This is a genomic window from Herbaspirillum frisingense GSF30 (assembly GCF_000300975.2).
GTDB classification, from domain to species: domain Bacteria; phylum Pseudomonadota; class Gammaproteobacteria; order Burkholderiales; family Burkholderiaceae_D; genus Herbaspirillum; species Herbaspirillum frisingense.
Genome location: NZ_AEEC02000007.1, coordinates 57,192 through 82,583, shown reverse-complemented (window position 1 = coordinate 82,583; position 25,392 = coordinate 57,192). Strand labels below are relative to the sequence as shown.

Annotated in this window: 21 protein-coding genes and 1 tRNA gene; 12 read left to right on the top strand and 10 right to left on the bottom strand. The window is 61.3% G+C overall.

What is annotated here, in order from left to right; all coding sequences use genetic code 11:
• The first annotated feature begins 27 nt into the window (after positions 1 to 27).
• From rdgB to sodC, 5 genes are all read left to right on the top strand, one after another.
• Complete coding sequence (rdgB, locus tag HFRIS_RS07010) at positions 28 to 618, top strand: RdgB/HAM1 family non-canonical purine NTP pyrophosphatase (RefSeq protein ID WP_006462586.1); 591 nt, start codon at positions 28 to 30, stop codon at positions 616 to 618.
• Positions 615 to 1,859 carry a radical SAM family heme chaperone HemW gene (hemW, locus tag HFRIS_RS07005; RefSeq protein ID WP_006462585.1) on the top strand — a complete coding sequence of 415 codons (1,245 nt, stop codon included), beginning with the start codon at positions 615 to 617 and terminating at the stop codon, positions 1,857 to 1,859. Before rdgB ends, hemW begins: the two co-directional genes overlap by 4 nt.
• 140 nt (positions 1,860 to 1,999) lie before the next feature.
• Positions 2,000 to 3,199: an EAL and HDOD domain-containing protein gene (locus tag HFRIS_RS07000; protein WP_039874801.1), complete on the top strand. Its 1,200-nt coding sequence runs from the start codon at positions 2,000 to 2,002 to the stop codon at positions 3,197 to 3,199.
• A gap of 5 nt (positions 3,200 to 3,204) precedes the next feature.
• Entirely contained in the window at positions 3,205 to 5,292 is a 2,088-nt protein-coding gene (locus HFRIS_RS06995) for a putative bifunctional diguanylate cyclase/phosphodiesterase (protein WP_006462583.1), read from the top strand.
• 200 nt (positions 5,293 to 5,492) lie between these two features.
• Positions 5,493 to 6,020: a superoxide dismutase family protein gene (gene sodC, locus HFRIS_RS06990; protein WP_006462582.1), complete on the top strand. Its 528-nt coding sequence runs from the start codon at positions 5,493 to 5,495 to the stop codon at positions 6,018 to 6,020.
• Positions 6,021 to 6,029: 9 nt separating this feature from the next.
• Here sodC and HFRIS_RS06985 read toward each other — a convergent pair whose 3' ends face one another.
• The 5 genes from HFRIS_RS06985 to HFRIS_RS06965 form a co-directional block, all read right to left on the bottom strand.
• Complete coding sequence (locus HFRIS_RS06985; protein ID WP_006462581.1) at positions 6,030 to 7,145, bottom strand: sterol desaturase family protein; 1,116 nt, start codon at positions 7,143 to 7,145, stop codon at positions 6,030 to 6,032.
• A 208-nt stretch (positions 7,146 to 7,353) separates the two neighbouring features.
• Positions 7,354 to 10,515, bottom strand: a complete 3,162-nt coding sequence (locus HFRIS_RS06980) for a DEAD/DEAH box helicase (RefSeq protein ID WP_006462579.1) — start codon at positions 10,513 to 10,515, stop codon at positions 7,354 to 7,356.
• 701 nt (positions 10,516 to 11,216) lie between these two features.
• Positions 11,217 to 11,310 (bottom strand) — tRNA-Ser (locus HFRIS_RS06975).
• A gap of 161 nt (positions 11,311 to 11,471) precedes the next feature.
• Entirely contained in the window at positions 11,472 to 12,725 is a 1,254-nt protein-coding gene (locus HFRIS_RS06970; RefSeq protein ID WP_006462578.1) for an aspartate kinase, read from the bottom strand.
• 567 nt (positions 12,726 to 13,292) lie between these two features.
• Entirely contained in the window at positions 13,293 to 13,571 is a 279-nt protein-coding gene (locus HFRIS_RS06965) for a DUF4148 domain-containing protein (RefSeq protein ID WP_006462577.1), read from the bottom strand.
• 230 nt (positions 13,572 to 13,801) lie between these two features.
• Between HFRIS_RS06965 and HFRIS_RS06960 the strand changes: the two genes are divergently transcribed.
• Positions 13,802 to 14,713 carry a LysR family transcriptional regulator gene (locus tag HFRIS_RS06960; protein ID WP_006462576.1) on the top strand — a complete coding sequence of 304 codons (912 nt, stop codon included), beginning with the start codon at positions 13,802 to 13,804 and terminating at the stop codon, positions 14,711 to 14,713.
• An 18-nt stretch (positions 14,714 to 14,731) separates the two neighbouring features.
• Here HFRIS_RS06960 and HFRIS_RS06955 read toward each other — a convergent pair whose 3' ends face one another.
• Entirely contained in the window at positions 14,732 to 15,160 is a 429-nt protein-coding gene (locus HFRIS_RS06955; RefSeq protein ID WP_006462575.1) for a thioredoxin family protein, read from the bottom strand.
• Between the two features lie 121 nt (positions 15,161 to 15,281).
• Here HFRIS_RS06955 and tsaB point away from each other — a divergent pair, with 121 nt between their 5' ends.
• The 4 genes from tsaB to HFRIS_RS06935 are packed head-to-tail and all read left to right on the top strand — an operon-like array spanning position 15,282 to position 18,546.
• Positions 15,282 to 16,001, top strand: a complete 720-nt coding sequence (gene tsaB, locus HFRIS_RS06950) for a tRNA (adenosine(37)-N6)-threonylcarbamoyltransferase complex dimerization subunit type 1 TsaB (protein ID WP_006462574.1) — start codon at positions 15,282 to 15,284, stop codon at positions 15,999 to 16,001.
• Positions 15,998 to 16,495, top strand: a complete 498-nt coding sequence (rimI, locus tag HFRIS_RS06945) for a ribosomal protein S18-alanine N-acetyltransferase (protein WP_039874794.1) — start codon at positions 15,998 to 16,000, stop codon at positions 16,493 to 16,495. Before tsaB ends, rimI begins: the two co-directional genes overlap by 4 nt.
• Complete coding sequence (locus HFRIS_RS06940) at positions 16,492 to 17,508, top strand: uracil-DNA glycosylase (protein WP_006462572.1); 1,017 nt, start codon at positions 16,492 to 16,494, stop codon at positions 17,506 to 17,508. The genes rimI and HFRIS_RS06940 overlap by 4 nt, the downstream gene beginning before the upstream one ends.
• Positions 17,509 to 17,520: 12 nt before the next feature.
• Entirely contained in the window at positions 17,521 to 18,546 is a 1,026-nt protein-coding gene (locus HFRIS_RS06935; RefSeq protein ID WP_006462571.1) for a DUF1853 family protein, read from the top strand.
• Positions 18,547 to 18,570: 24 nt separating this feature from the next.
• Here the strand turns inward: HFRIS_RS06935 and lplT are convergent, their stop codons facing one another.
• Positions 18,571 to 19,842: a lysophospholipid transporter LplT gene (lplT, locus tag HFRIS_RS06930; protein ID WP_006462570.1), complete on the bottom strand. Its 1,272-nt coding sequence runs from the start codon at positions 19,840 to 19,842 to the stop codon at positions 18,571 to 18,573.
• Positions 19,843 to 20,073: 231 nt separating this feature from the next.
• On the opposite strand from lplT, the gene alr reads away from it, so the two are divergent.
• Together alr and radA are read left to right on the top strand one after the other, a co-directional pair.
• Positions 20,074 to 21,153: an alanine racemase gene (gene alr / locus HFRIS_RS06925; RefSeq protein WP_039874791.1), complete on the top strand. Its 1,080-nt coding sequence runs from the start codon at positions 20,074 to 20,076 to the stop codon at positions 21,151 to 21,153.
• Between the two features lie 89 nt (positions 21,154 to 21,242).
• Complete coding sequence (gene radA, locus HFRIS_RS06920; RefSeq protein ID WP_006462568.1) at positions 21,243 to 22,628, top strand: DNA repair protein RadA; 1,386 nt, start codon at positions 21,243 to 21,245, stop codon at positions 22,626 to 22,628.
• Between the two features lie 29 nt (positions 22,629 to 22,657).
• Here the strand turns inward: radA and HFRIS_RS06915 are convergent, their stop codons facing one another.
• From HFRIS_RS06915 to ompR, 3 genes are read right to left on the bottom strand one after another with little or no spacing between them, the layout of a single operon-like run.
• Complete coding sequence (locus HFRIS_RS06915) at positions 22,658 to 23,224, bottom strand: flagellar protein FlhE (protein WP_006462567.1); 567 nt, start codon at positions 23,222 to 23,224, stop codon at positions 22,658 to 22,660.
• Positions 23,217 to 24,578 carry a sensor histidine kinase gene (locus HFRIS_RS06910; RefSeq protein ID WP_006462566.1) on the bottom strand — a complete coding sequence of 454 codons (1,362 nt, stop codon included), beginning with the start codon at positions 24,576 to 24,578 and terminating at the stop codon, positions 23,217 to 23,219. The genes HFRIS_RS06915 and HFRIS_RS06910 overlap by 8 nt, the downstream gene beginning before the upstream one ends.
• 37 nt (positions 24,579 to 24,615) lie before the next feature.
• Complete coding sequence (gene ompR, locus HFRIS_RS06905) at positions 24,616 to 25,377, bottom strand: osmolarity response regulator transcription factor OmpR (protein ID WP_039874787.1); 762 nt, start codon at positions 25,375 to 25,377, stop codon at positions 24,616 to 24,618.
• Positions 25,378 to 25,392: the final 15 nt, after the last annotated feature.

The window sequence follows — 25,392 nt, the reverse complement described above, 5'->3', positions numbered from 1 at the left end:
GACTCCTGCCACCCATTCGGACCAAGCATGCACACCAAGCAAAAGATCGTCATGGCGTCGAACAACGCCGGCAAACTGAAGGAATTCGCCAGCCTGCTGGGCGACATTGGCCTGGACGTGCGCCCACAGGGCGAGTTCGACGTCCCCGAAGCGGAAGAGCCTTTCGGCACCTTCGTCGAAAACGCCCTGACCAAGGCCCGCCATGCGGCGCGCCTGACCGGGCTGCCGGCACTGGCCGACGACTCCGGCGTCTGCGTCAATGCCCTGGGCGGTGCGCCCGGCGTCTATTCGGCGCGCTATGCCGGCGAACCCAAGTCCGACGCCAACAACAACGCCAAGCTCATCGCCGACCTGGCGGCCCATGCCGACAAGTCGGCCTATTACTACTGCGTGCTGGTCTATGTGCGCCATGCCGACGATCCGCAACCGGTCATCGCCGACGGCGTCTGGAAGGGCGAAATCATCGCCCAGGCGCGCGGGGAGGGCGGTTTTGGCTACGATCCGTATTTCCTCTTGCCTGAACTGGGCAAGACTGCAGCCGAGCTGAGCCACGCCGAGAAGAACGCCGTCTCCCATCGCGGCCAGGCCCTGCGCGCATTGATCGAGAAGCTGAAATGATCCCCATCAAACCGGTTCCGGCTGACATTCCCGTCGGCCAGGCCAGCGCCGGCCCGGCGCAGGCGGCGCTGGCTTTCCTCAAGCCCGGCAGCCTGCAACTGACGGCCTTGCCGCCACTATCCCTGTATGTGCATTTTCCCTGGTGCGTGCGCAAGTGCCCGTATTGCGACTTCAATTCGCACGAGGTCAAGGGCAGCTTCCCCGAAGAGGATTATCTGGACGCGCTGCGCCTGGATCTGGAGCAGGCCCTGCCGTTGATCTGGGGCCGCAAGATCAATACCATCTTCATCGGGGGCGGCACACCCAGCCTGCTGTCAGCCGCCGGTCTGGACCGCCTGTTGTCGGACCTGCGCACCTTGCTGCCTTTCGACGCCGACATCGAGATCACGATGGAGGCCAATCCCGGCACCTTCGAAGCCGATAAATTCCGTTCTTACCGGGAAAGTGGCATCAACCGGCTCTCCATCGGCATCCAGAGCTTCAATGCGCAGCACCTGGAAGCGCTGGGGCGCATCCATGACGGTGACCAGGCGCGCAAGGCGGTGGAGATCGCCCATTCCAATTTCGACAATTTCAACCTCGACCTGATGTATGCCTTGCCGCGCCAGACCCTGGCCGAGGCGCAGGCCGACATCACTACGGCACTCGCGTTTGCGCCGTCGCATCTGTCGCTCTACCACCTGACGCTGGAGCCCAACACGCTCTTTGCGCGTTTCCCGCCGGCAGTACCCGATGAGGATGCCAGTGCGGACATGCAGGACATGATCGCAACTCTGACAAGTGCTGACGGCTACGCCAATTACGAGGTCTCGGCCTATGCCCAACCGGGCAGACGCGCCCGGCACAATCTTAACTATTGGCAATTCGGCGATTACCTGGGCATCGGCGCCGGCGCACATTCCAAACTGTCCTTCCCGCATCGCATCGTACGCCAGATGCGCTACAAGCATCCGCAGGCCTATCTGGATCAGACCCGCGCCGGCCGGCCGATCCAGGAAGAGGCCGAAATCGGCCGCGACGCGCTGGGCTTCGAGTTCATGCTCAATGCCCTGCGCCTGACCGAGGGTTTTTCGCCCAACCTGTTCGCCGAACGTACCGGGATGAGCCTGAACCAGATCGGCAAGCAACTCGACCTGGCCGAGCAAAAGGGAATGTTGTATCGCGACCACGCTGTGATCCGGCCCACTGATCTTGGGCGCCGTTTTCTGAATGACCTGCAGGAAATCTTCCTGTCAGGATAAAGCTGGTTGCAAGCTTGCTTTTATCGGGTATATTTAGAAAAAATTTAATTTTAATTAAGTATTCTGCTGGGAAACTTATTTAGAGTTTTTCGACACCCAAGAGCGTTTCGGCAGGCTACGGAGCGCGCCACGATAAAAATATGGCTGTTCAGGATAAAAGCGTTTCGTTTCCACTCGTGTTTTTGCAGCCCGTCGCCGACGTTCATCACGTCTGGACGGCGCTGTCGCTGCATATTTCGCCGGCTGTCGAAGACGGCAGCGCCTTGCTGTCGAGATTGTTCAACGAGTTCGACCTGCATGACGCCCTGGGTGGCCTGACCTGCATCATCCCGGTGCGCGACCCGGCGATCTTTGCGCCGGAGTTCAAGCACGAGATTCCCCAGGGCCAACTGGCCCTGCGCGTACCGGTCGAGCATTGCGTGGACCCCGGCAAGATCGATGCGCTGGACTGGCTCTACAGCCGCGGCTTTGCCATCATCGCCGACGGTTTGCCGGCACAAGGTGCCAGCGTATTCCCGTTCGTGGAATCGGTGGCGCTGGATGCCAGCATCGGCAATCTGCCCGAAACCACCCAGTGGCTGCACCGCCTGCGCGGACCCCACCTGGCCGAGAACGTGGCCGATGCCCTGCAGTTCGATGGTTGCCGGGTGGAGGGTTTCCGCTGGTTCTCGGGCGAATATGCCCTGCATCCCGACAGCCGCCTGTCGCAAAAGAATTCGATTTCCCGCGCCCGCCTGCTGAAGTTGCTGGAACTGGTGGCGCGCGACGCCGATGCCAATGAGCTGGAATCCCTGCTCAAGCAGGATCCGGCGCTGTCCTACCAACTCTTCAAGCTGGTGAGTTCGGCCGCGTTCGGCTTCTCGGCCCATATCACCAATTTCACCCAGGCCATCAATCTGCTGGGGCGCCGTCAGTTGCAGCGCTGGTTGCAGCTGTTGCTGTATGCGCGCTTCCCCGGCGACGAATCGGCCAATCCGCTGCTGCCACGGGCGGCAGCCCGTGCAGCCATGATGGAGGCGATGGCGCAGCGGGTGGAGTGCACGCCCGAGGAACTGGACCGGGCTTTCATCACCGGCATGTTCTCGCTGCTGGATATCCTCCTGGGCATGCCGCTCAACGACATCATCGAGCCCTTGAAGCTGCCGGTGGATATCTGCAATGCGCTGGTCTATCGCAGCGGCCGGCTGGGCAAGCTGCTAGACGTGGTGGAACGCTCCGAAGATGGCCGCATCCCCTTGCGCCATGTGGACCTGGACGCCGCCGGTCTGGACGCTGAGGTGTATTGCCGCTGTCTGATCCAGGCCTTCAGCTGGGCCACACGCGTCAGTACCGAGGCGTGATTACGATGATCTCCTCCGTGGGCAGTGACGATCTGGCATGCTGTTCGGCATTGCTGGACGCCATGCAAAACCTGCACGGCATGGCATTGCATGCCGCGCTGGGAGGAATCGCATCGGGTTTCCTCAAGCGCCCCGGCGGACGCTACGTGATCGGCATGCCGGCAGAGGCCGGTAACGGCCTATGCCAGCCGGTGGCGCATGAAGAGGCGCAGTTCGGCTATTTCGTTTTTCCTTCCCTGACGCGGCCCTATACCGAGCTCGAGCGCAACCGGCTGGCGATGCTGGGCGCCTTCCTTGGCCGCCTGATGCAACGCCGCGCCGAAACGGAGAAGCGGGCCCGCTCCCTGGATCAGATCGAAGCCAAGCTGGAACAGCAGGCGCAGATCCTGCACCAGATGCACGAATCGGTGATCACGATGGACCCAGCCGGCTTCATCACCAGCTGGAACCGTGGCGCTGAGCAATTGTTCGGCTATACCGCCCTGGAAGCCATCGGCCGCAACGTGCTCTTCCTCTACGAGGACGAGGAAGAAGAGGATTCGCTGCACGACGTATTCCTGGAGCAGGGTGGTCGCGAGATGGAGGTGCGGCGCCGCAAGAAGTCCGGGGAGGTATTCTGGGCCAGCCTTTCGCTGTCGGTCATGCGCGACCAGAGCGGGCATCCGATCGGCCTGATCGGCTACCTGAGCGACATCACCGAACGCAAGAACGCCGAAAAGCTGATTCATCACCTGGCCTACTACGACGCCCTGACCGGCTTGCCCAATCGCACGCTGCTTACCCGCACCGTGGATCAGGCACTGATGGAAGCCCAGCATGAAAACATGCACGGTTGCGTCATGTTCATCGACCTGAACCGCTTCAAGCCGATCAACGACACCCTGGGTCACGTCGCCGGCGACATGCTGCTGGTGGAAGTGGCCATCCGCCTGCGCCGCGCCTTGCGCGAGCAGGACGTGGTGGCACGCCTGGGTGCCGACGAATTCGCGGTGGCCCTGTTCGATATCGACAAGGATTACCACCCCGGTTTCGTCGCCCAGAAGCTGCTGGCGGTGTTCGACGATCCCTTCTTCATCGATGGCCATGAATTGCGCGTGGGCGCCAGCATCGGCGTGAGCATGTACCCGGAAGACGCCAGCGACACCGAGACCCTGCTGCGCCTGGCCGACATCGCCATGTATCGCGCCAAGCAGGGCGGGGACAACAATGAAGGCGGCTACGTCTACTACAGCGAAGAGATGAACCGCAACACGCTGGACCTGTTGCGCATCGAGACCGGTCTGCTGCATGCCTTCGAATACAACGAACTGCTGTTGTACTACCAGCCCAAGGTGGACATGAACACCCTGGCCATCACCGGGGCCGAAGCACTGGTGCGCTGGCAGCATCCGGAGCGCGGCCTGCTGCTGCCGGGCGAGTTCATCCCCATTGCCGAGGAGACCGGCCTGATCGTCCAGCTCAGCGACTGGGTGCTGGATGCCGTGTGCCGGCAGGCGCGGGCCTGGAAGGAAGCCGGTATGGCGCCGATTCGCATCGCCCTGAACGTGACGGCGCGCGAATTCACCCGTTCGCTGCCCGACCGCGTACGCGCTGCACTGAGCCGCCACATGCTCAGCGGCGACTGGCTGGAGCTGGAAATCACCGAGAGCATGCTTATGCATAGCACCGATCGCGTCATTTCCATCATGGAAAAGATCTGTAGTCTGGGTATCACGATCTCCCTGGACGATTTCGGGACCGGCTATTCCAGCCTGTCCTACCTGAAGCGTTTCCCCATCAATACCCTCAAGATCGACCGCTCCTTCACCATGGGCATCCCGGACGATACCAATGACTGCGCCATCGCCAGCGCCATCATCGGTATCGCCAAGCAGTTGCGCCACAAGGTCATCGCCGAAGGGGTGGAAACCGAAAAGCAGTTCAACTTCCTGCGCGAAGCCGGTTGCAACGAGTTGCAGGGCTATATCTTCTCGCGACCGATTCCAGCCGTGGATTTCCACGCGATGCTGCTGGAAGGGCGTAAGCTCAAGGTGGCGCTTGATGCTGCCGATACGGGTGAGGGCAGCGAAACCGGCAACACGCCGCACGCCTGAGTCCGCGGTCAGGACGGCGACACCGGTCGTCATGCGGTCCTGCCGGCGTGTTGTAAAGCAATTCAGCTTTGATTTTCGATGTTTTCTGGGATAAAAATCTCGAACTTCGTCCAGTTCTGGCGGCGAGAATCCGTCACTCCCACCGCTGCGCTTGCGGACGACCTATCCTCCATCCTTTTCATTTGCGGAAGGAAACAAGCATGAAACGACACATCGCAGCATTGGCCATGATGGCCTGTGGAACCGCCCTGGCTGCCACCCCGGAGGCGATCAAGGTGCCGATGAACCTGGTCGATGCCAATGGCGTGGCCGCCGCAGTGGGTGAGGTGACCATCAGCGAGACTCCCTACGGTCTGCTGTTCACGCCGGCCATCAGCGGCCTGCCGGGCGGGCAGCACGGTTTCCACGTGCATCAGAATGCATCCTGCGCACCGCTGGAAAAAGACGGCAAGATGGAACCGGCCTTGGCCGCAGGTGGTCACTGGGACCCGCAAAAGACCGGCAAGCATGAGGGCCCGTATGGTGAGGGGCACCTGGGCGATTTGCCGGCACTCTACGTGAATGCCGCCGGCAAGGCCGAGTACCCGGTCCTGGCACCGCGCATCAAGACACTGGCCGAGGTCCGTGGCCATGCCCTGATGATCCACGTGGGCGGCGATAACCATGCCGACCATCCTGCGCCGCTGGGTGGAGGCGGGGTGCGCCTGGCCTGCGGCATCATCCAGTAAGCAGAGCGCTCAGATCAAAGCGTAGACGGCCACCGCTGCCGCCACGTCAATGGCGAGTACCAGCGCGCCGCCCAGGCGGCGCTGCATGTACGCACCGAGCGCCCAGAATCCGGCCAGCAGGGCGGTGCTGATCGCCAGAAGGTGCAGGTAGGGCTGTTCGTCTGCCTGCCACAGCAACGCCGAGGCTGCTGCCAACAAACCCACGAACTGTAGTCCTGAAAGCCACTGCTTCACGCGCGGCAGCTGTACGTCGTAACGGCGACGCGCGGCCTCAAGGTCGAAGGGTGGGTAAGGTTCCATCCCGGCGGGGCGCCAGCCTGGCGCCTTGAACCAGATCTTCAACTTGTCCTGCCAGCGCGGCATCGTTGCTGCGCTGTGCAATAGCTGCCAGTAGCCGGACAGGACCGCCCACAGCGGATCCCAGCTATTGAGGGGCGTACGGGTGCCGTAGACGACTTTCTCCTTTTCCTCGGCAAAGGTGCCGAACATGCGGTCCCAGATCACCAGCATGCCGCCGTAGTTCTTGTCCAGGTATTGCTCGTTGACCGCATGATGTACCCGGTGATTGGAGGGCGAGGAAAACACGCGATCGAACCAGCCCAGTTTGCCGATGTGCTCGGTGTGGATCCAGAATTGGTAGGTCAGCACCACCAGTCCGGCGATGCCGAATTGTTCGGGCTCCACGCCTAGGATCGCCATGGGCAGGTAGAACACCCAGCCAAGCAGCGCCACGGTGCTTTCCTGACGCAGCGCAGTGGAGAGATTGAAGTCCTGGCTCTGATGATGCACCGAGTGTGCCGCCCAGCCCAATGCGTTCTCATGGCCGAAGCGGTGCAACCAGTAATCGAAAAAATCGAACAGCAAGATGGCCGCGATCCAGCCGAACGCGCCTTGCCAGAAGCGCGCCGCCGGGAAGACGGCCACGGCACGATAGGTGAGCGAATACAGCCCGACCTGGAACAACTGGGTGAGCAGCGCCACCAACTGGCTGATGACCCCTTGCGACATGCTCGCCAGGACATCGGGCAGGCGGTAGGTGTTGCGGCCGCGAACGTAGCCATAGGTGAATTCCGCCACGATCAACAAGAGGAAGACGGGAATGATGTAGACAATGATTTTTTCCATGGCGGATATTATGCCGCGATGCACAAAACACTGTCTGACAGTACCCTGACGTTTACGTCCAGCCGCGCAGATGCCGAGAGCCAGAATCTCCTGTTTGCCGTCATGCTGCGACAAATCAGCAGGTACCCCGGGGAGGGGGGGCAATGTCGATGGATCTGCTCCCCGAGATTAGTACGGCAATGATGTAGAGTCTGCGCGGGCTTTTTCTTTAGTTGCCCATAAGTTTGGCCATCGTTCGCCCATGTCCCGACGTTGACCAAGATGCCAGCGAGCCGACAATATACATAGTCCGCTTGGCACGCGATACCATGACGTTCAGTATGTTAGGCGTGCTCGTGGCCCACGATCTGGCGCCTTGCTGAGACTTCATCGGTGCCCCCAGTACTGCGATAACCGCCTCAGCTTCCTTTCCCTGGAAAGTGTGGATGGTGCCGACACGATTCTTGATCCAATCGTTCATATCAACATTGAAGGCTCTGAAAAGCGCGTCTTCTTGACGCAGCAGTTGTCTGAGCTCGTTGGCGACAATGCGGAAAGGCGTAATGATGTAAATATCGGGAGTAGTGACTCCGCCCTTGGCTAGTTGCTGCAGCAGGTCAAGCACAAGCTTACCTTCGGCTGGGCACCATTTGGAGTCTCCGGTGCCATCGACGTCGAACCAACGAGGCTCTCCCAGAATATCGACAATCTGGCTAGATGAAGGAGAGCCGGCCGCATGAACCATTTGTCCATCGTAGGCAATGTCATTGGCGATTCGGAACATCGGATCTTGGCAGCGCCGATGCACGAGCAATGGCAGACCAACTTCAAGGGGGCCGGTACTTGCTTGGAATTGCGCACGGTAGTGTGACGCATCATCGGCAACGGTCTGAGCCGATGCATCTGGTGCCAGCCAACGGAGTTTGTCGATATTGAAATGCTTGGCAATTTTCTCGGTCAGTTTCGTGGGCAGTGAAACAACGGGCGGAATCTGCAACGGATCTCCAACGACGACTGCGCGTTGAGCGCGCATGATGGCACCTGCGGCCGCTTGTGGAGTCGCCTGGCCTGCTTCGTCTAGTAGTAGCCAGCCAAAGGATGCCGGCGGCAGATCGCCCAGCATACGGTCGACCGAAGCAAAAGTCGTTGATATCACCGGGCAAATCAGGAAGAGTGTGCTCCAGAGATCCCCCAAAAGCGCCAGTTTGGCTGGATCCTGAAATGCGCCGGCTTGCATGGCACCCATGAGCGCGCCGAAGTTATGGGAAATACGTTGTGCGTTCACATCAATGAAGGCCCGATGCAATGCCATCGACGCTTCAAAGAGGTCTTCTCTTTTGCGTTGAATAGCGGCCGTCACCCAGGGTGCGGAGAGATTCCAGTTTTCATGGCCACGTTCGAAAAAATCTTCGTCGACCAGGTGCCTCCCCAGATCTTGCCGATAGCCTGCGATTGTCAGTTCTAGCGTGTCTCGCTCATACAGGCGTGCTTCGAGTGTCTGTTTTGCACGTAAATAGGCCTGTTCTCCTTCATCGTGGCCTTTTTGTGCGGACAGGTAGTCTCTCCTGATCTGCGCGACCGACTGTCGAAGCTGCCGTGCATTCTCGGCAAGAGGGGCGTACTGTGCTGCCCATTCTTGATAACGGCGGGTATTGAAAATCCGATGTAACCACCAGGGTTTGGATTGGCGCTTACCTAACTCATCGGCTTCGGCATATTGTAGCTTGTGCTCGGTGAGGTTTAGTTGAGACTGGACGTCGCGTAAAAGTCCCAGAAGACGCTCGAACTCGACCTGATCGCATTGATACTGTTCCAACGCGGCAGCGACGGCACGACGGACTGCGGGCAACTTGAGGCATTCTTGTCGGATGTCCTCAAGGTGCTGCAGTTCTTGGTCTAGTTCACTTTTTAACTTCTGGAATCGGCGCCGTGCTTTTGGCCATTCGTTTTTGGCTTGCTCGGGTGATGGTGGTGCTTCTTTGGTTACGATGATGGGCGTCTCTCGACGAATAAGGTTGCCCGCCTCATCCCGTATCTCACGGATGACCGAATCGCCTTTTGCAGCCCTTAGATAGATACGTAGGCTGTGGTCAGGGTCAAACCAGACGGTCTGTTGGAAGGCGCCACGGTTCTCCGCATTTCCCAGCACTGCCGCGATCAGACCCCACGTGGCCTCGCCAGAGACGCTTCTACCTTGTTCCTCGCGGCTTGCGCTAAGCCGGTCGGAAATGGTTTTGAAGTACTGGAAATCTCGGCCGATCGCCTTGACAGACGGTAGCTCACGACTGACGTTCTCAACGGCCTTGTTGTTACTGGAGGCGACGACGATTTCGTGGCCTCTGAGCGATGATGCTACCTTGTATAAGTGAAAGAACGCGCGATCGCCGGCGGGAATCTTGATTCCAGTGGTTTCAAAAGCTGTTGCCGGATCATCGAACTTAGCCATCGCGACAGCTCGGTCCAGAACGCAGGCTGCGACGATATCGCGGAGGAGGGTGGTTTTGCCAGTTCCGGGTGGGCCGTTAACCGCTGCTATCCCTGGCGCCTGACCAATAGTGTTGCGGGCGGCGTTGACGGCCGCTTGCTGGAGTGTGACAAGCGGGTGTCCGCCTGGTGCGGGCCACCGAGCTTGAGAAAAGGATTTGGGAGCGATGAGCTCTTCGATTAAATGGTGATTGCGTAACAGATCTGGGCTGTGCTCAACCGGTTGCAGTCCGATGTAGCGGGCGAGAGCAGGCGTGACCCGGTCGGCGGCCACCAATTTCCGAATTTTTGCCAGATCGTTCAGATAGAACGAGTTTAGGAGAGAGACCTCTGGTGGATTCTTGGCCTTGTAATAGTGGTAGACCCTGACCGAAAACTTGGGTCCCTGGTAGAAGCCCGTCGGGATCTGTAATCTCTCGATCAACCATTTGAAGGCATCGTCAATCAACCTCCGGTTCATCGGAAGAGGCTTTCCCTCTTCGTCGCGTTCTACCAAGCGTTCGGTGAAGTCTTTTACGAGGTCCTCTTCCAAGTCTGCCCAGTCGCCCAAACGAGTGATATCGCCTCTTAGGGCGACGGGCAAGGCCCAGGCAAAGCTGGAAATGGCTGCACCATCCTCCTGGATCAGAAATCCTTCTCGATCCACCAAAGCTGCAGCAATGGAAGCCTTTTCGCGGGTACGCGGGCTTTTCTCCTCTTCGGCACCATAGGTTTTGACGAGCGCGTCGGTGGCGACCTCCATGTCGATTGCGCCGAACACGATCTGATAGAACAACTGGTAGTTAGGGCGCGACTTTTCACCGCGCTGCCACGGTAATTGGTCTTGATCGAGCTGAGCGATGCAGCGAGCGTCGCCGTTGGCCAGATCGGCTGGTTGGCGATAGGTTTGCGGAGAAAGCGCTTCCATCGCTGTCCAAGCCTCAATAACCGAGGTTGGATCGTCTACGCGTCTTTGAGTAGGCGCAATTTTTTTGGTCGGGAAGGGGGTACTTACCGCGGGTTGAGCGGCCGTCGGGGATACAGCCGCTTTTGTGGCAGGTACGACGAAAGCTTGTTCGCGTTGAGTCGGTCGCTCGCTGGTTGGCGGCGGCCTTTTTCCAGGTGTGGGCTGGGGTGGGGTATTTTTTGCCGTGCTCACATGGTGAGCCGGTAACAGCTCCCGGATACGATTTGCCAATTGCGTTGCTCGCTCAGTTTTTCTGCAAGTGAGCTCGCGCTGAAGGAGATCGAGTATCTCTGGATTGTTTTGAGCTTGATCAAAAATGGATTCGAGATCGCTAATGCCCAAGCTGAAATAAGGTCGCGTTGCCCCCACCGTATACCCCTACCTGCTTTTCTCTATTTGAACTTACTAGAAAGGTTCGGCAATGCGATTTGCCACCGACCTATCATAGTGCCGACAGGCATTATCAATGATTTTGAGATGGTTTCGCTATTGAGCAAAGAGGGGATTAAACCGGGAGCGAAAATTGGGCTCGCGAATTTTTTGTTGAATGTATGGTGGCGCGTATTCCAACCGAGTCGGATGCGGGCGCAATCGAACCAAAAATAATTCATGAGTGGTAGAAATGAAAAACGGGCCGCAAGGGCCCGTTTTATCAATGTTTCTGGCGGAGACGGAGGGATTCGAACCCTCGATACAGGTTTAAGCCCGTATGCTTCCTTAGCAGGGAAGTGCCTTCGACCACTCGGCCACGTCTCCACACTGAAGGCTGTTATCGCATTGCTGCGTTGCCTCAGCGAAGACCGAGATAATATCTTCTCATTTGCATCCGGTCAACAGTCGTCTTGCAAATAATCACTGTTTTTTACCGGTGCGGTCTTCGCTGCTGCGGGTAGTGCAGAGGATGCAGTTGGTGCGGATTACTTGGCGCTGTCCAGGTCGAAAGCCTTGTGCAGGGCGCGCACGGCCAGTTCCATGTACTTCTCGTCGATCAGCACCGAGATCTTGATTTCGGAGGTGGAAATCATCTGGATGTTGACGCCTTCTTCGGACAGGGTGCGGAACATCTGCGAGGCGATGCCCACGTGGCTGCGCATGCCCACGCCGACCACCGAGACCTTGGAGACCTTGGTGTCGCCGTTGATGGCGGCCGCGCCGATGTGCGCCTTCACGCTGCTGTTCAGCACTTCCACGGCCTTGGCGTATTCCGCGCGCGGGACGGTGAAGGTGAAGTCGGTCTTGCCTTCCACCGACTGGTTCTGGATGATCATGTCCACTTCGATGTTGGCATCGGCCACCGGGCCCAGGATCTGGTAAGCGATGCCCGGACGATCCGGTACGCCCAGCACGGTGATCTTGGCTTCGTCGCGGCTGAAGGCGATGCCGGTGATGGTTGCTTGTTCCATGTTCTTGTCTTCCTCAAACGAAATCAGGGTGCCGGAGGCGGCTTCTTCGGCCAGCGGCGTGAGCGGGTCGGTCAGAGACGACAGCACGCGGGTCGGCATCTTGTAGTTGCCGGCAAATTCCACCGAACGGATCTGCAGGACCTTGGAGCCCAGGGAGGCCATTTCCAGCATCTCTTCGAAGGTCACGGTCTTGAGGCGGCGGGCATCGCTGACCACGCGCGGGTCGGTGGTATAGACGCCGTCGACGTCGGTGTAGATCAGGCATTCGGCCGCCTTGATGGCCGCAGCCACGGCAACTGCGGAGGTGTCCGAGCCGCCACGGCCCAGGGTAGTGATGTTGCCGTCGGCGTCCACACCCTGGAAGCCGGTGATCATGACGATCTTGCCGGCATTGAGGTCCTTGCGGACCTTGGCGTCATCGATGGAACGGATGCGCGCCTTGGTGAAGGCCGAGTCGGTCTTGATCGGCACTTGCCAGCCGGCGTAGGACACGGCCTGCTTGCCCAGGGCCTGCAGGGCGATGGCCAGCAGGGCGACCGATACCTGCTCGCCGGTGGAGGCCAGCATATCCAGTTCGCGACCGTCGGGCTGGGCCATGATTTCCTTGGCCATGCCCAGCAGACGGTTGGTTTCACCAGACATCGCCGAAGGCACGACGACGATCTGGTGGCCTGCGTCGTGCCATTTGGCAACGCGCTTTGCGACATTCTGGATGCGCTCGATCGAGCCCATCGAAGTGCCGCCGTATTTGTGAACGTATAAAGCCATAGGGGGATAAAAAAAGGTGGCCCGACTTTGACAAGAAACCCTTAGCTAGGCCGGAAGGAACAAACCCTTGACTTTACATGCGGCGCGCCAAAATCTCAAGGGAAAGCTGGATGTGGCTTGCGTTTGCACCGGAACGGGACGGCAATTGCGGCATGTCGCTATGCAGCAGAAATGAGCATGGGCGGGCCGCCGCATGCATGAATCTGGAGACTCACGGCATGGGAATGCGTACTCCGTGCGTTAAATTCGGCTGAAGCAGGAAAAGGGTGGGAGGATGCGGGGGCGATTCAGGAGGGGCGGGACGTGGGGCAGGAATGATTGGCGCACCAGCTGTCATGCGCCCGGTAACGACTGGCGGCATGGCAGGTGGTGCTGCGGTACTGTGAAGCTTTGGTACTGCGGGTGAAGCTTTGCGGCGACGGCGGACCTGATTTCCAGGGCGGGCGGTTCGGACGCTATCGGGGCACTCATTCGCGGTCATTGATGATCAAACGCGGGGGATGCGCCGTGCGGAACACTGCCTGTGCGGAATCGGTCAATGCATCGACCGGGTGCGGAGTCCGTCGATCAGGCGCCGCTGTACAGGTTTTGCGCTGCGTTGTTGGCTTGTTGCATCTGGCTTTCGACTTCCTGGCGGCTCAGCTTGGAGGGGGCCTGGCGCAGCACCGGGTACTCGTTGCGCGAGACGATCTCATGGTTGGCCTGGGCGCGTTGCAGTTCAGCCTTCACGTCAGCGCGGGTCTGGGTGGAATGGAACGGGGTTTCCGGCGGATACGGAGCTTCGGCCATGGCGGCACCGGCAGCGGCCAGCAGGGAGGCGGCAACGACAATATTCTTGATGTTCATGATAGGGTCCTCTGTTTGGTAAGTGGGTGGAACTACATTGCCCAGATGCCGGCGAGTAAGGCACTCTCCTTGTGGGAAAGTCCACTCGTGGGCGAGCTGGTGCAGGCGGTTGGGGCAGATGCTGCATTGCGCTAACCGATGACTGAAGTGTAAATATTGCGAAGCTAAAGAAAAATAGGTCTAATCGGAATTGACTATTTCTCTTTATGGAACAATCGGGGACTTGAAAAATGGATCGTCTGCAATCAATGCGGGTGTTTGCCAAGGTGGTGGAGCAGGGCAGTTTTGTGCGCGCCGCCGAATTGCTGGAAATTTCCAACGCCGTGGCGACGCGTTTCATTGCCGATCTCGAGGCGCATCTCGGTACGCGTCTGCTCAATCGTTCCACGCGCAGGCTGTCGCTGACCGAGGCGGGGCAGGCCTATCTGGAGCGGGTGCGCATGATCCTGGGTGAGATCGATGACGCCGAAGCACTGGTGTCGCTGGAGACCAAGCGTCCTGCGGGCACCCTGGCGATCTATGCCAATGCCGGTTTCGGGCAGTCGCAACTGGGCGAGCTGCTGGCAGGGTACGCCCAGGCATTTCCGGACGTGGCGCTGGATATCAATCTGTCTGACCGCTCCATCGATCTGGTGGAGGAGGGTATCGACATCGGATTTTTCAGCAGTCTGCAGAAATTCGACGCCAGCATGATCGTGCGCCAGCTCGGCGTGGCGCGGGTGGTCCTGTGCGCGTCGCCGGCATATCTGGAGCGCGCTGGCGCCCCGGAGCAACCGGAAGACCTGTCGCGTCATAGCTGCCTGAATTTTTCTCACGAATATCTGCGTCATCACTGGCACGTCAATACCGAGGCGGGGGTCCTGGATGTGCCCATCGTGAGCAAGGCGGTGTCCAACAGTGGTGTGCTGCTGCGCGACCTGGCCCTGGCCGGGATGGGCATCGTCCTGCGGCCGTCCTACTCGCTGGGCGATGATCTGCGCTGCGGCAAGCTGGTGCAGGTGCTGCCTGGCTTCGACATGGGGCAGGTGGTGATTTCCATGGTCTATCCGAGTCGCCGCCTGCTCTCGGCCAAGGTGCGCAGCTTCGCCGATTTCATCAGCGCACGCTTCCCCCATCCGGAGAGCGATCCCTGGCTGACCTGAAACAGAAGGGGATTGGCTTCAGCCGATGACGTCGGCGAGCTTGTCCAGCAGGCTGCACTCCTGCTGCCAGGTACGGCGCTCGGCGCTGCTGGCGGCTTCGCGCTGCAGTTCGGCGTCGCTCTTGTCGACCTGTGCCAGCAGGATGCGCTCCGCCAGCCGGGTGTCGGGCTCCATGGGGCCGAAGAAGGCCACGGTGGCGCCACGTTCGATCAATAAGGTCGGGAAGTTGTCGATATCGAGGTCGCCAACGAGGTCGGCCTGGTCTTCGATGTCGATCCAGGTGAAGTGGTGTTGAGGGTAGCGTTCGGCCCAGGCCTGGAAGGCGGCCTCGTATTCGCGACAACTGCCGCACCAGTTGGCGCACAGGCAGGCAACGACCCACGTGTCGTTGCGCAGCGCCTCGGCGAGATGGCGGCGGTTGGTCTGGTCAAGTTTCTGATAGGACATGGCGTGGCTATTTTACTCGCTTCATGCGCCGGTGTTTTGCGCCGCCGCATGAAGCTGACAGAAGCTGCCGGAACGCGGCAAAGGAACCGAACAATTGCTCACCTCACGGTAAAATAGCGGGATGTCCACGATTCTTGCTATTGAAACTTCCACCGAGCTGGCCTCGGCCGCCTTGTTGCACCGGGGCGAACTGATCTCGCGCCAGTCGGCCGGCACGCAGACGCACTCCGATGCCATCCTCCCCATGATCCAGCAACTGCTGGCCGACGCCGGCCTGACATTGGCCCAGTGCGATGCCCTGGCCTTCGGCGTCGGTCCGGGCTCGTTCACCGGCGTGCGCACCGCATGCGGCGTGGTGCAGGGATTGTCCTTCGGCTGTGACCGGCCGGTGGTGCCGGTGGTCACACTGGAGGCCGCAGTCCAGGCCTGTCGTGCTCTGGACGAGAGTGCTACCGAGGTGCTGGCCATCCTGGACGCCCGCATGGGTGAAGTCTACTGGGCGCGTTACCGGGCTCGCCCCGAGGGTGGCTGGGAGGTGCTGGCCGAACCCGCCCTGGCAGCGGCCGACCAAGTGCGTACCGAGGGACGCCCCACTGCCTGTGGTAATGGTTTGTCGGTCTATGCGGCCCATTTCACGGCGCCATTCTGTGCCCGCCAGTTCGCGGCGGCGCATCCACAAGCCATGCCCCACGCACGTCAGGTGGCCCAGTTGGGCCAGGTCTATTTCGGCCAGGGACGCGGATTGCCGGCGCAGGAGGCGCAACCGCTCTACCTGCGCAACAAGGTGGCCCTGACCACCGCCGAGCGCGAGCTGCGCGACGCTGCCAAGGGCGCTGCATGAGTGCAGGGGTCTTGCCGCTGTCGGCGGTCTCGCATCCGCAGCTGGGTCGCCTGCAATTCGCCCCCATGGGTGCGGGTGACCTGGATGCGGTCGTGCAGATCGAAGACGCCGTGTATTCCCACCCGTGGAGCCGTGGCAACTTCCAGGATTCGCTCTACAGCGGTTACCAGGCGCAGACCCTGCGCGACGCCAGTGGCCTGCTGCTCGGGTACTTCCTGGTCATGCTGGCCGTGGATGAGGCCCACCTGCTCAACATCAGCGTGGCGGCCGCGTATCAGCACCAGGGGCTGGGGCGCATGTTGCTGGATCAGGCCACTGCGGTGGCCCGCCAGCAGCAGATGCGGACCATGCTGCTGGAAGTGCGTGAATCGAATACGCGTGCGGCCAAGGTCTACCGTCGTTATGGATTCACGGAAATCGGCCGCCGCAAGAATTACTATCCCGCCGCCAACCAGACCCGGGAAGGGGCTATCGTCATGAGCCTGCCTTTATGAGTGAAGAAATGAAACAAGATCCCGGCTTCGGCTCCTCCCTGGCCCTGCTCGATGCACTGGGGATCGGCCCGGTATGGGTGAGGCGCGAACTGGCCGTGGAAGAAGCGGTGGAAGCGTCCGCAGCGCAAGATGCGGTCGCGCTGCCAGAAGTTGCCTCTGCCACCCAGCCCCAAGTCCCTGTGCCGCCACCGGTGGCTCCGGCCGTCGTTCCCGTTGCGCGGGCGCCGGTGACCAGTGATGCGGCAGCGATGCCACCTGCCGCTGCGCCCTCCGTTCCGGCACCGAGCGCGCCGCGGGTGCGTGCGCCGGTCGATGAGGACGGTGGTCCTCCGTCCTGGCTGGATGACATGGATTTCGCCACGTCGATGGAACCCATGCCCATCCCGGATGGCGACGAGGAAGAGGATACCCCCGCCGTCGATCCGATGATCGCCAGGATCAAGTCCATGGACTGGCCGCAGTTGAAGCAGCAGGTATCCGAATGCCGCCGCTGCGGGCTGTGCAACGGGCGCAAGAATACCGTCTTCGGCGTCGGTGACGAAAAGGCCAAATGGCTCTTCATCGGTGAGGGGCCGGGGCGCAACGAGGATATGCAGGGCGAGCCCTTCGTCGGACCTGCCGGCAAGCTGCTGGACAACATGCTGCTGGCCATGGGCGTCAAGCGGGGTGCCAACGCCTACATCGCCAACATCGTCAAATGTCGGCCGACCGATGACAATGGTCGCGACCGACCGCCTTCGCCGCAAGAGGTGGCGGCCTGCCTGCCTTATCTGCAACGCCAGATCGAACTGATCCAGCCCACCGTGCTGGTGGCGCTGGGCAAGACGGCGGCACTCTCGCTGCTGGGTCTGGACCCGGCCACGCCGGTCTCGCGCCTGCGCGGCAGCGTGCATCGCTATCAGGACCTGCCGCTGGTGGTGACCTATCACCCGGCCTATCTGCTGCGTACGCTCAACGACAAGAGCAAGGCCTGGGCCGACCTGTGCCTGGCCATGAGCACGTACCAGGCTTAGGCAGGCGGAGCGATGCACATCGGCGCCGCCCTGAGGACGCAGCTCGCCACGCATCAGGCCCGCTTTCACCAGCGCTGGCCTGAGCTACGTGACCCGCACGTGCGGGCACTGGCCTGGTTGCTCTATGCTCCGGACCTGCTGGCGGCCGATGCGGCCTGCTGGGGGGGCCGCATTGCGACCCTGGGTCCCGTCTCACCCGCCGTGGCGGGCTGGCTGCACGACCTGCAATACGATCCCGTCCTCAACGCCGAGCTGCATGCCGAGATGGCTCGGCAACCGTCTGCGCGCCTGGGCCGCTATGCCGAGAAACTGCTCGGCTTCTACCTGCGCCAGCATGACTGGCTGGTCGCCGCCAATTTGCAGGTACGCAACCAGGGGCCCACGCGCGAGACGCTGGGAGAGTTCGATTTCCTGGTGAGTTCGCCGGAGGCGGACGAGCAGGGCGGAGTCGTACATTGGGAATTCGCGACCAAGTTCTATCTGCTGCAGGCACGCGATGCCTGCCAGGCCGATGCCTTCGTCGGCCCCAACCTGGCCGACTCCCTGGGGCGCAAGATGCGCAAGATCATGCAGCAGCAGCTGATGCTGTCGGCCCACCCGGCAGCCCAGGCGGTGTTGCCGGCTCCGGTGGTGGCGGCCCGTGCATTGGTGAAGGGCTGGCTGTTCTATCGGCACGATGAAGCACTGGTGCTGCCGGCGGCGATGGGAATCGCACCGGACCACTGTCGGGGTTTCTGGGGGGATGTGCAGTTCCTGAGGGAGCGCGACGATGTGTCAGATCGCTATGTGCTGCTGCCGCGCCTGTCCTGGCTGGCGCCGGCAAGGCTGCCGCTGGCCGAGGGATTGACGCTGGCGCAGTTGCTGTTGCGCCTGGAAAACCTGTTCCAGGCTGACGACAGCCCGGTCATGGTGGCCCGTTGTCGCCCGGGCGAATCCATGGCGCCGGAACTGCTGGAAACGGGGCGGGGTTTTATCGTGCCTCCGCAGTGGGAGCAGCGTGCCGCCGCAATCCAGCAGCACGTCATCGTTCAGGTCTGAATCGGCTGCAGTGCAGCTTCAGGCTCAGTGGTGGGGATGCTTGTCCTCGCCGATCAGGGCCAGGGAATCATGCTCGCGCTGGTTGGCCGCATGACGGCGCATGATCAGGTACATGATGCCGGCCACGAAGGTGCCGAAGATGATGATGACGGTATTCACATCCAGGTTCATGCGCACCATGAAGGCATACAGCACCAGCATGGTCAGCACCGAGAGGTTTTCGTTGAAGTTCTGGACGGCGATGGAATGGCCGGCACTCATCAGCACGTGGCCCCGGTGCTGCAGCAGGGCATTCATCGGCACCACGAAGTAACCCGACAGCGCCCCCACGATCACCAGCAGCGGATAGGCGACCCAGACCGAGGTGGTGGTGGTCATCAGCATGACCACGATGCCCATGATGATGCCCAGCGGCATGACGGTCAGTGATTTCTTCAGCGGCACGAAGCGGGCGGCGCCCATTGCACCCAGTGCCACGCCCACCGCGACGATCCCTTGCAGGATGGCTGCCTTGTCCAGCGGCATGTGCAGCGACTTCTCGGCCCATTTCAGGACGATGAACTGCAGGGTCGCGCCTGCACCCCAGAACAGCGTGGTCACGGCCAGCGAAATCTGGCCCAGCTTGTCCTTCCAGAGGGTGGTGAAGCAACCGGCGAAGTCCACGATCAGGCGGATGGGATTGCGTTGCTGGTTTTCGTAGCGGGCGCCGGTGTCGGGAATGTAGAAGTTGAACAGCGCGGCGATGACGTAGATGCAGGAGATGATGCACAGTGCCGCTTCGGTGGGGGTATCGATGGGAAAATCGACCATCGGGAAATCGAAGCTGAGGATTACCGCGGAAATCTTCGGGTTGACCAGCGCTCCGCCCAGGACCGTGCCCATGATGATGGAGCCCACCGTCAACCCTTCGATCCAGCCGTTGGCGGCGACCAGTTTCTCAGGTGGTAGCAATTCGGTGAGGATGCCGTACTTGGCCGGCGAATAGGCCGCCGCGCCGAAGCCCACCACCGCGTAGGCCAGCAGCGGATGGACGGTGAAGAACATGAGTGAACAGCCGACGATCTTGATCATGTTGGTGATCAACATGACCTTGCCTTTCGGGAAGGCGTCGGCAAAGGCGCCCACGAAAGCCGCCAGCAGCACGTAGGAAAGCACGAAGAACAGCTTCAGCAGCGGGGTCATCCACGCTGGCGAATGCATTTCGGCAAGTAGGGCGATGGCGGCGATCAGCAGCGCGTTATCGGCGAGCGACGAAAAGAACTGCGCCGCCATGATGGTATAGAAACCGCGATTCATCCCTGTCCAAGATGTATAACAAATGATGTCCGGCTAGCTTTATACCATGAAACCATGAGCTCTCCGTCATAAGTCAAACCAGAAAGATGTTCGTCCGGTAAAATGCCCGCTTGTTCCGCGCCAGGCAAAAACTTCCGGGCCAAGCGCGAGAAGCAGGCCCCTGGCGGGCCTGTCGCCTCGCCGCATGCGTTGCCTGTCATTTGCCCACCGTCATCAGCCTACCCCGACATCATGCCAAGACCGATCGTTGCCTCCATCAGCCTTTCCGCTCTTCAACACAATCTGGCCGTTGCCCGCGCCCATGCTCCCGGGGCCAAGGTCTGGGGCGTCGTGAAGGCCAATGGCTATGGTCACGGACTGGAGCGCGTCATGCGCGGATTTGCAGCCGCCGATGGCCTGGCACTGGTGGAACCCGACTATGCGGTGCGCCTGCGCGAACTCGGCTGGACCAAGCCCGTCCTGCTGCTGGAAGGCTTTTTCGATGCCGATGACCTGCCGGTGCTGGCGCGTCACGACATCCAGTTCGCCGTCCACTGCGAAGAACAGATCACCTTGCTGGAGGCCTACGCGGGTGAAGCCAACTGGCATGTCCACCTGAAGATGAACAGCGGCATGAACCGTCTGGGTTTCCAGCCCGACGTCTTCCGCGCTGCCTATGCACGCCTGCAGAAGATCGCCGGGGTGCGCAGCATCACCATGATGACCCACTTCGCCAATGCCGACGACGCCGGTAACCCGGCGCTGCCGCTGAAGGAACAGGTGCGGCGCTTCCAGGCGGCCACGGAGGGCCTGGCCGGTGCCAGGAGCCTGTGCAATTCGGCGGCCGACCTGATGCATGGCGAACTCGCGCATGACTGGATTCGCCCGGGCGTCATGCTCTATGGCGGTACCCCGGGTGGCGGCACGGCGGCCGATTTCGGACTGCGCGCAGCCATGACGCTGGAAAGCCGGATCATCGGCGTACAGGATGTCCAGCCCGGCGAGGCGGTCGGCTACGGCAGCCGCTTCGTGGCCGACAAGCCGATGAGGCTGGGCGTGGTGGCCTGCGGTTATGCCGACGGCTATCCGCGTCATGCGCCCACCGGGACCCCGGTACTGGTCGATGGCGTGAAGACGACCACCGTGGGCCGGGTATCGATGGATATGCTGGAAGTCGACCTGACCGCTATCCCCGGTGCAGGCGTGGGCAGCCATGTCGAGCTGTGGGGGCAAGGCCTGCCCATCGACGAGGTGGCGTTTTCTGCCGGCACCATCGGTTACGAGTTGATGTGCGCGCTGGCCCCACGCGTGGCCGTGCGCGAAGTGGAGTAAGCCGGGAACAGGCCGGGAATAGACTGGAAACAGACCGGGAAAAAGCCAAGACGGGTGCCCGGGACGCAATAAGGAACAGTAAGGCGACAATGGCGAAGCTCAAGACCAACTACACCTGCACGGAATGCGGCGGGATCAGCAACAAATGGGCCGGCCAGTGCCCGTCCTGCGGACAGTGGAACACCCTGGTCGAGACCCTGGTGGAGCCGGCTGGTGGCAACCGTTATTCCTCGACGCCGCAAAGCCTGGCGCAGACAGCCCCGGTGCTCAGCCTGGCCGACATCGAGGCCATCGACGTGCCACGTTTCGGCACTGGTATCGAGGAATTCGACCGGGTGCTGGGCGGCGGCCTGGTGCCGGGTGGGGTGGCCCTGATCGGTGGCGATCCCGGCATCGGCAAGTCGACCCTGCTGCTGCAGGCGCTGGCCAATATCTCCAAGCTGAAGAAGGTGCTCTACGTCAGCGGAGAAGAATCCGGCTCGCAGATTGCCCTGCGCGCCAAGCGGCTGGCGGTGGATGCGCGCGAACTGCAACTGCAGGCCGAGATCCAGCTCGAAAAGATCCTCGCCACCCTGGCCGAACACAAGCCGGAAGTGGCCGTGATCGACTCCATCCAGACCGTGTATTCGGATGCATTGACGTCGGCGCCCGGCTCGGTTGCGCAGGTGCGCGAATGCGCGGCGCAGTTGACGCGGGTTGCCAAGACCTCCGGCATCACCATCATCATGGTTGGCCACGTGACCAAGGAAGGTGCACTGGCCGGCCCCCGCGTGCTGGAACACATCGTGGATACGGTGCTGTATTTCGAGGGCGATACCCATTCCAGTTTCCGCCTGGTGCGTGCCTTCAAGAATCGCTTCGGCGCGGTCAACGAACTGGGCGTGTTCGCGATGACGGAGAAGGGCTTGAAGGGCGTGTCCAACCCGTCTGCCCTGTTCCTCTCGCAGCACGAGAATCAGGTGCCTGGCTCCTGCGTCATGGTGACCCAGGAAGGTACACGTCCACTGTTGGTGGAAATCCAGGCCCTGGTCGACAGTTCGCATGTGCCCAACGCTCGCCGTCTCTCGGTGGGCCTGGAGCAGAACCGGCTGGCCATGTTGCTGGCCGTGCTGCATCGTCATGCGGGAGTTGCAGCGTTTGACCAGGATGTGTTCATCAATGCTGTGGGTGGAGTGAAGATTACGGAGCCCGCGGCCGATCTGGCGGTGCTGCTGGCGATCAATTCATCGATGCGCAACAAACCCCTGCCACGGGGCCTGGTGGTCTTTGGCGAGGTAGGGCTGGCCGGCGAAATCCGTCCGGCACCGCGCGGTCAGGAACGCTTGCGCGAGGCCGCCAAGCTGGGCTTTTCGATCGCCGTCATTCCCAAGGCCAACGCACCCAAGCAGCCTATCGAGGGCTTGAAGGTGATTGCGGTGGAACGCATCGACGATGCCCTGCAGAAGGCACGCGAGATCGACGATCTGGCGGCCTGAGTCGCTTGCCCAGGCCGATAAGGCAGCGCTCAGCGGGGAATATCGAAGGTCACGATGACCTGGTTGACCTCGCCCTTGACCGGCGCTTCGCCGGTGCGCGTGCTGCCGCGTACGCCGTAGTAGAGCTGGAAAGGCAGGCTGGCATCGCGCCCGTTGAAGAAGTCGGTGCTGCCGCTGTCGGCATGGCTGACATCCCAGCACAGGGCCGCATCCTTCCAGCAGAGACGGGCTTCAAAGCCGGCCGGCTTGCGCGCTACCGTGTAGCGCCAGCTGACCTTGCTGATGGTGGCGCCCGGCGGGATCTGACCCACTACCTTGAACTGCGTGAGATAGTCGGCATTGCGGGCGCGGATGTCGGGACCTGCTGCGTCCGACGCGTAGGCGCCGCTGGGGCCGTTCCTGGCGGCGGCCGGTGCTACGGGCGAGGGCGCTGCCGGTGTGACGGGCGATACGATGATGATGGGGCGGCGGTTTTCCGAGCCGCCCTGCGGCAGGCTCAGGTTGCGATCGGCATAGCTCTGGGCCGGTGCCAGGGCAGGGAGCAGGGCGCTACCGGCCAGCAGCATCATGCTGGCCAGCCCGGCGCGCTCACGCATGGCGACGATGCCCCTTCAGCGGCAGCGTGATCTGCACGAGCAGGCCGCCACGGGTCTCTTCATGACCCTTCAAGCTCAGCTTGCCATTGTGCTTGAGCACGATGCGGTTGACGATCGCCAGGCCCAGTCCGGAACCGTTGGCCTGTCCGCGCGCGGTATCGAGCCGCGTAAATGGGCGCAGCAGACGCTCGCATTCATTCTCCGGCACGCCCGGGCCATGATCGAACACATCCACCACTACGTGATGCCCCTCGATGCGACTGCGCAGATGGATCTCCGCACAATCGGTGCCCGGCGTCTTGCCGTAGCGGCGGGCATTTTCCACCAGGTTGCTGAAGACCCGCGCCAGCTCGGTGCCATTGCCGGCGACTTCGGTGGCCGGGGTGATCTGGGCGGTGATCTTCACGTCGGACAGCCTGCCGGAGTTGCTGGCAACGTCTTCCAGCAGGCTGGCCAGGTCGATGGTTTCCAGATTGCTGGTGTCGAAGGGTTTGGCATAGTCGAGGAACTGCCCGATGATGCTATCCATCTGCGCCAGATCCGAATGCATGCCATCGCGCGATTCGTCGGAGAGGTTGGCCATCTCCACTTCCAGCTGCATGCGCGCCAGCGGGGTGCGCAGGTCGTGCGAGATGCCGGCCAGGATCAGGGCCCGGTCGGACTCGATGCGATTGAGGTCGGCCACCATCTGGTTGAAGCTGCGGTTGGCTTCCTCGATCTCGGTCGGTCCGGACTCGGGTAGCGGCTCTGGTTGCCGCCCCTTGGCGATGGCGCGGGCCGCAGCCGTCAGGCGCGCCAGCGGCTGGTTGATCAGGGTCGAGATGAAGACCGCGCCGATCAGCGACAGGAACAGTGCAATCGAGCCCCAGCCCAGCCATTGCAGGCTGGAGGTGCGATCCAGGCGGCCACGGTCGAGCATCAGCCAGTACTGGTCGTCATCGATGTTGAAGCTGATCCAGAACCCTTCGACGTCGTTCACGCTGGAGGCGAAGGTGGTGTTCTCATCCAGCGACTGGCGCACGTAGTACTCCAGTTCGGGGACGATGGGTGAGTCTTCCGGCGGGACGATACGGTCGGTCTTTTCCAGCGGATAGATGCGGATACCTTCATTGCTGGCCAGGTCGAACAGGAGTTCGCGTCGCATCTCCGGCGCCGAGTGGGTCAGCGCAGCGCGGGTGATGGTCACGACCGAGACGATCTGGGCGGCCAGCTGCTCCGCACGCGGGCCGCGTTCGACCATGCGGAAACTGGCCACCCAGGCCACCATGCTGGCGGTGATCAGGAAGGTCAGGAGGAAGAAAGTACGCCAGAACAGGCCGTTGCTGAACCATCCTGATTGGGGTCGGGCTTTCATCGGCAAACGGCCTGCAGGTCAGGGGTGAAGCGGGCGATCAGCGCGGTTTCCCTTCCGGGATGAAGACATAGCCCAAGCCCCAGACGGTCTGGATGTACAAGGGATTGGCCGGATCCGGCTCGATCAGCTTGCGCAGGCGGGAAATCTGCACGTCCAGGCTGCGATCGAAGACTTCATATTCGCGACCGCGCGCCATTTCCATCAGTTTTTCACGCGACAGCGGCTGGCGGGCGTTACGGGCAAAGACCTTCAGTACCGAGAATTCGCCGGTGGTGAGGGAAATCGTTTCGCCGTTCTTTTTCAGGGTACGGGTCCCCAGATCAAGGATGAAATCGCCAAATTCGAAGGTTTCCGGCGTCTCCGAAGGCGCACCCGGCAGTTCGTCCGGGCCCTTGCGGCGCAGCACCGCGTTGATGCGGGCCACCAGCTCACGCGGATTGAACGGCTTGGGCAGGTAGTCGTCGGCACCCATTTCCAGGCCGATGATGCGGTCCACGTCCTCGCCCTTGGCGGTGAGCATGATGATCGGGGTCTGGTCGCCGGCGCCGCGCAGGCGGCGGCAGATCGCCAGGCCATCTTCGCCGGGCAGCATCAGGTCCAGCACCAGCAGATCGTAGCGCTCACGGATCCATAGCTTGTTCATGGCCTGGGCGTTTTCGGCCGTGACCACGTTGAAACCCTGTTCGGTCAGATAGCGACGCAGCAGGTCGCGCAGACGGATATCGTCATCCACCACCAATACTTTGAATTGATTGGCGGATGTTGTCGTATTACTATTGTTGCCAGTAGTTGTATTCATGTTGCCTATGGTAGC